This window comes from Spirosoma humi (assembly GCF_054776575.1).
The window spans coordinates 1,034,312-1,040,654 of the sequence record NZ_BAAHBR010000017.1; the positions used below are offsets into that span (position 1 = coordinate 1,034,312).

The 6,343-nt window shown below is 48.6% G+C and carries 3 protein-coding genes and 1 rRNA gene; 1 reads left to right on the forward strand and 3 read right to left on the reverse strand.

Annotated features, from left to right (window positions below):
• Window positions 1–66 precede the first annotated feature (66 nt).
• From ACYU8Y_RS26435 to ACYU8Y_RS26445, 3 genes are all read right to left on the reverse strand, one after another.
• The gene (locus tag ACYU8Y_RS26435) at window positions 67–1,089 is read right to left on the reverse strand and encodes an alkaline phosphatase D family protein (RefSeq protein WP_460941197.1); all 1,023 of its coding nucleotides are present in this window, start codon (window positions 1,087–1,089) and stop codon (window positions 67–69) included.
• 122 nt (window positions 1,090–1,211) lie between these two features.
• Window positions 1,212–4,301 carry an AAA family ATPase gene (locus ACYU8Y_RS26440; RefSeq protein WP_460941198.1) on the reverse strand — a complete coding sequence of 1,030 codons (3,090 nt, stop codon included), beginning with the start codon at window positions 4,299–4,301 and terminating at the stop codon, window positions 1,212–1,214.
• Window positions 4,298–5,524 carry a metallophosphoesterase family protein gene (locus tag ACYU8Y_RS26445; RefSeq protein ID WP_460941200.1) on the reverse strand — a complete coding sequence of 409 codons (1,227 nt, stop codon included), beginning with the start codon at window positions 5,522–5,524 and terminating at the stop codon, window positions 4,298–4,300. Before ACYU8Y_RS26445 ends, ACYU8Y_RS26440 begins: the two co-directional genes overlap by 4 nt.
• Before the next feature lie 720 nt (window positions 5,525–6,244).
• Between ACYU8Y_RS26445 and ACYU8Y_RS26450 the strand changes: the two genes are divergently transcribed.
• A 16S ribosomal RNA gene (locus ACYU8Y_RS26450) occupies window positions 6,245–6,343 on the forward strand; the annotation flags it as partial.

Below are 6,343 nucleotides of genomic sequence, written 5' to 3' on the forward strand. Positions count from 1 at the left end.
GAGAAGGGGAATAAGGAAATGCACCAGCATCCTCCTTATTCCCCTTCTCCGTTTCTTTTTCTAGCGTTAGAAGCTAATCGTCTGCGTCAGGTAAGTTGCCTGGTCATCACCATTGATGCGGACGACAGCCTTTACCGGCGTTGACGTCCAGTCGATGGTAATCAGGCCATAATTAAGTTTGGACACAATGTCGCCAACCCGATGACGGTTTGGTTCTTCGTGCGGTGCCGAAACGTGGGTAAGGCCACTGCTGGTAATGTCGAACAGGTCGTAAGACAGGCCGGGGATACGAATTTTAGAGGCCTCGGCCATGTGCCGATCACCACTGATGAACAGAGCCCCTTTAGGCTTCGTTTTGGTTAGCAAGTCGAGTAGCCGTTGGCGAGACGTGGGGAAGTTGCCCCATTTTTCGTAGACATGTTCTTCGGGAAGAACCTGAATGCCGCTACCGATAATATGCACATCGGCATCGGATTTGGTAAGTTGCTGTTCCAGCCATTTCCACTGCGTTTCGCCCAATATATCACCGGATGGATCTGGAACGTTGGCCTTACCGTCTTTTTTCAGCGGATCACGGAAGTAGCGCCCATCCAGCAAAATTACTTTGACACGCTGACCTTTTGGGCCGTACGTATGAACGGAATAGCCGCCTTCCTGCGTGCGCAACGGACTGGTTGCTGGCACATCCAGAAAATCCAGCATCAACTGCTGGCTTTCTTTCCGCTTTGGGTATTCTTTTCCACCGTCATTAACGCCATAATCGTGATCGTCCCACACGCCGATGATGGATGTTGACTGGCGTAATTGCTGATAGACCGGGTTGGCTTTTTGTTTAGCGTATTTTGTCCGTAGCGTGTCCATGCTTTCTGAATCGCCGTAAATGTTATCACCGAGCCAAATCCACACATCCGGTTTTTGAGCCACAATATCATCCCATAGCGGTTGAGGGCGTTTCTGGTCGCTACATGAGCCAAAGGCGATTTTGGTGACGGGCTTTTGTTGGGCTACTGAAACTGTACTCGGCTTAGGCGTGCGGCATCCGGCCAGCGCTAAACAGCCGAGCAGGCCGAGTGTAACAAGTTTTTTCATACGTATGCAGTTGGTTAGTCGGTCGCAAATGTAGAAAAGGGAGCTTGTTTAGTGCGGCACTTCAAGATTTGTTAATACTAAGTGTAGGGCTGCTCTGAAGCGGACAAACCGTTTGCATTAGGTTAATTCTCCCAACTTCGGACAATCCGGCTTCCGTTCTCGGTCGATTCGGCCCGGATAAAATGGTCTACTTCCTGCTGTAATTCTTCCACGTGCGAAATAATGCCGACTACCCGGTTTTCGGAACGGAGGGCTTTCAAGGTTTTAAAGACCGTTTGTAACGAGTCTTTGTCGAGCGTACCGAATCCTTCATCCAGAAAAAACAGGTTCTGTTTGGCTTTCGTTAAGTGCTGAATATTATCGGACAACGCCAGGGCCAGAGATAAAGCGGCCTGGAACGTCTGTCCACCCGACAGGGTCTTTACACTTCGAACTTCACCACTGTTGAGGTAATCACGAACCAGAAAGTTGTTCTTCTCGTCCAGCTCCAGCCGCAGTTGATTATTGGTCAGTTTGAAGAAGCGCTCGTTGGCCGATTCGCACAGGTTCTTCAGATAGACAGACGAAACGTAATTCACAAACCCTTGTGCCCGGAACATCTCGTCCATTTTCTTCAGATCCGCCCGGCGCAAATCGAGTTCGTCATGCCGTTTCTGGTGTTCGATCTTTTGTTGCCACTGCTTTTCGAGCGATGCCAGCACGCTGGTTGCACGGCCATGCTCTTTGTTCAGCGCATCTTTCTCCGCTTGCCATGCGATTAACTGTTGCTGAACCTTCGCTAATTCTACCGGGTCGAACGGATGTTCGGCCAGTTCGGTCTGCAACGAAACGACTTGTAGCTGAAGACCGCTTCGCTTTTCGTTGTATTCATTAATCTGCTGCCGCTCCTGGCTGACGTTCAGTCTGGTTTGTAACGTTTGTTTCACCTGCTCATGCGTCAGACGTTGGTTCGCCAGATTTTGCGCGATGGAAGCTTCCAGAACACCTAGCTCGGTAGCTACTTCGACCAGTTGGTTATTGACCTGCTGAATTTGTTCCTCAATGGTTGCCTGTTCTTTTTCGGCATCACCTCTCTGTTTCGACGTGTTGTCGAAGTGAACTTTAGTCTGATGGTAGGTTTTCGTGAGTGACTCGCGCAGGTCGGCAATCTGGTCAAGTCCCCAGTTTTTTACTTCCTCCAGACGGAAATGTTCCAGCGATTCGGCCGCTGTTTTCAATTGCCCGCTCAATCCGAAAAGGGCATTACCAGCGTCGACAACTTTTTTGGTTAGGTCGTTATGGGTCGCTTCGGCTTCTCCTATCAGTTTTTCGAGATCCTGAATGGCTTTTTGAGCGTCCAGAATCTGTTTCTGCGCGTCGCTCTCTTTCTGAATGGCCTTAATCACCTCGCCTTCCTGGTCCTTCGAGAACTCCGGCCACATAAAATTGTCCTCGTGTTCGGTCAACTGCCGAACGATTTCGGTACGCTCCTGCACGAGCCGTTTGCCGTTATCGTGTTCGCTCCGAAGTCTCGTCGTGAGCTCTTTTATTGTGAGCTGTAGTTTGCTGGTTACTTCTATTCGCTGAATTACTTTCTGTAAACCCGCTTCGCTGCCTTTCACATCAATACTTTCCTCATCGCCTTTATGGCGGTTAGGGTGGTGCGTTGATCCGCAGAGTGGGCACGGATGCCCTTCGTTCAGGGCGTCGGCATATTTTCGTAACTCATCCTGAACGAGTAGTTTCCGGTGTCTATCCTCACGTTCCTGTCGGACTTCTTTAAATTTAGCCAGGGCTTCTTCAATGGCATCCGGCAAGGTTTTAAGCGTTAAGTCAGTCCAATCGGGTGGGAAACCCACTAATGCATCGTTCTTCTGCTGCTTGAGTTTTTCAATAGTTCGGTCGTAATTACCAACAGTTATCTCCAGGTCATCAGCCTGTTTCTTTAGGGGGTTATAGGCCGTGAACCAGTTCTTTACTTTGTAGAGTCGCTCCAGATCGGACGTCCGCCCGATGCCATTGTCGAGAATAAGCTGGTGTTTGGCGCGGGCTGCTTTGTGGCGTTCAATCAGAATCGTCTGTTGGTCGAGTTGTTTGGTTAGCGTATCACGGTTGCGGGTTTGCTGACCGATGGTTTGTTGCAGCGTTCGGATTTGCTGTACCGTATCCAGTTCGTCGATTTTCTGCTGTAGTTCATCGCGGGTTTCATAAGCCTGTTTAGCCGCTTCATACAAACTCCGTAACCCGACCAGCCGCCTGGTTACCGAAACCAGTTGTTGCTGGGCTGTATGTTCCTGATCGATTAGCCGGGTTTTACGATTGTTTTCTTTATCGAGGTTCGCAAAGTCGGCCTGAAAGACGAGCAAACAGGTTTCATAAACGGCCAATGCCTGTTGCCGTTGCTCATAAAGAGGTGCCCGACTGAGGAGTTGTGCCAGTTCCTGTTGAGTCGAAGCCAGCGTTAGGCTACGTTTCTGATTGTCAAGCAATCGGTTTTCGATAGGAGCAAGCTCGTTGATGTCGGCATCTTTTAGCCTTAACGACTCAGAAACAGCGGCAATACTAGCCGTTGCCAACTCGATGGCTTCTGGCGTAACGGCGTCCAGCGGAGATAACAACCCACGAAGTTCGGCTAATTGATCGTCATTTGCTTTGCTCAGTTTGCTCACTCGGGCAGCCAGATCGTATTGATCCAGTTTGAAGAGTTGGTTCATCATCTTAGTCCGCTCGACGGGACTAAGCTCCAGAAATTCCCTGAATTGGTTTTGTGGGATAATGATCGTCCGCTTGAAATTGTCATAGTCGAGGCCTAGTATCTGCTTCGACAATACCGCTATATCCTCTTTCTCGTTGCCAATCGGTTTCCATTCATGGCCCTCCCGGATAAACATGCGTCGTTCGCCGGGACCTATTTCGTGGTGTTTCTTCGGATGACGCTTCGCTTCGTAAACAAATTTATATAACTGCTGATCGGCACCAGCCTGAAATTCGAAGTCGATAATCAGGTGCTTCGATTTCAGATTCATCATATTGTATGCCTGCTTGTCGTTAGCATTCAACCGTTCTGTCCTACCATATAGCGCAAAACTGATTGCTTCCAGCAAAGAGGTTTTGCCGCTGCCGACTTTACCGAAAATGCCAAAAACGCTTGAACCAATGAGTTGCTGGAAGTCAATTTCCTGTAGTTCCTGATAGGAGTAAAGTCCCTGGATGGACAGTTTAAGAGGGATCATTCAGGTTCGGTGGCTAAAATCTCACGGAACAAATGCTGAAGCCGTTCGTTGGGCTCCTGCCCTTTGTTCTTATTCTTAAAATAATTTGTGAATAACGCTTCCATAGGTTGCGTAAGGTCGATGGCTGGCGTTGCTTCCTCCGGAGTTTCTTCTACGTCGCGTACGTCCGGAATAATCGTCACCAGCGATTCATGCGCCTGTTGTAACTGACGCCGTTCATCGCTTGTCAGAAACGTTGGCGTTTGCAGCGTTATTTCGGCGTAACAGTTGGGATTCTCTTTTAACCAGTCAACGGCTTCGTCGACACGTTTGAACCGGGGGCGTAATAATCGTTTTCCGGTTACCAGCGGCACTGGCGTGACGGTTACTGGCTGACCCGGCTCGGCATCAATAAGGATGATGTATTTTTGCTGATCCGCTTCCGCGAAGCTGTAGGCCAATGGGCTGCTACTATAGACGACAGGACAAGGGCCGCCCGCTATCTGCTGAAAGCGGTGCAAATGACCAAGCGCCGTGTATTGAACCTGGGGCGGAATCATGTCGGTGTAGACTACTGAGGCACCCCCAACCTGCAGAATGCTCCGCTCATCGTCCGACTCTTCAGGCTGTTCGCCACCGCGTTTCATGACAAACAAATGGGCCATCAATATATTGATGCCCTGTTCATCCATATAGGTGCTGGCTAAGGCCGTCCAGTGTTGTCCTAAGTGTTGCCTGATTTCATCGTCGAGGCTGAGCATGCCTAGGTACGACCGAAGGCGGGTCTCGTTGGCATAAGGCGTCATAATAATACGAACAGGCGCATCATAGCGAGGAAGTTTCAACTCGACAAACCCTGGAGCCGAACGCAGTAGCTTTGCCTCACAGCTCAATTCATAGGAGCGCACTTCTGTTTTCGGAAAACCCGCGAAAATAATCCCGCACTCGCGCCCGAAATGATCCTGTGCTTCAATCCGGTCTGGGTTGTCGTGATTTCCCGCAATAGCCACTACCGTCCGCCGGCCACTTGCAGTAAGTTCTTTTAGTGTACTATATAATAAGTCTTCAGCCTTTGGGTCAGGATTAAATGTATCAAACAAGTCACCCGCTACCAAAATCAAATCTACATCCTCCTTATTGGCAACCTGAGTTATCTCTGCCAAAACATCTCGCTGCTCCTGAAGACGCTGGAAATCCTGCAATCGTTTTCCTAAATGCCAGTCTGCGGTGTGTAGTATTTTCATTAGATGACAAATTGTATCGGATGAATTGATACAAAAGAGAGATGCAATATAACTCTTAATGCCTGCATAATGGGCAAAAAGACGGTTTGTACAGGGTTTTCGCTTCGATAAGAATGGAGCAACAAGAGGGAATGAAAAAAGTTTGAAAATATTTTTAGCCGGTAACTGATTGATTTTATGCCTCTTGCCAAAGAATGTTTGGCGTGGCCCCAACTATTTTCCAGGCAGGTCTTGACAAACGCCCCAAAAGCCCCTATCTTTGCACTCCCAAACATCGGGAATGAGTCGAAAATAAAAGCGAAAGCCTCTGACAATCAACTCATTACGTGCAACCCACTGAAAATCAATCACAAAATTTATTTTCAGTTTTACTTGACAAAACAAAAATAGTCTCGTACCTTTGCACTCCCAAACAATACGGGAACTTGATCGACTCGCGGTAACACGCTTTCGGTCAGGCAGTTACAAGAAAAAAGAAGAAAAGGTAAACAAAAATATTTTTCACTTTTTGCTTGACAATCGGGAAATAAGGCGTACCTTTGCACTCCCAAACAACGAGACACGATTTAACTCGCTTAGATCTCTTCTCAACCACGCTTCGACCAACGGGTCAGGCGCCAAGTTCTTTGACAAACGGTCAGCACAAAACAACTTAACTTCACGACTTCGGTCGTCGGTTGAACAAGACAGTGGTTAGCGAGTCTAACCACACAATTATTTACGATGGAGAGTTTGATCCTGGCTCAGGATGAACGCTAGCGGCAGGCCTAATACATGCAAGTCGAACGGTTCGCAAGGACAGTGGCAAACGGGTGCGTA

What these genes read in the sequence shown, in the direction of transcription:
- ACYU8Y_RS26440 (WP_460941198.1), bottom strand. Translation starts at nt 4,301, where the DNA reads ATGATCCCTCTTAAACTGTCCATCCAGGGACTTTACTCCTATCAGGAA.
- ACYU8Y_RS26445 (WP_460941200.1), bottom strand. Translation starts at nt 5,524, where the DNA reads ATGAAAATACTACACACCGCAGACTGGCATTTAGGAAAACGATTGCAG.
- ACYU8Y_RS26435 (WP_460941197.1), bottom strand. Translation starts at nt 1,089, where the DNA reads ATGAAAAAACTTGTTACACTCGGCCTGCTCGGCTGTTTAGCGCTGGCC.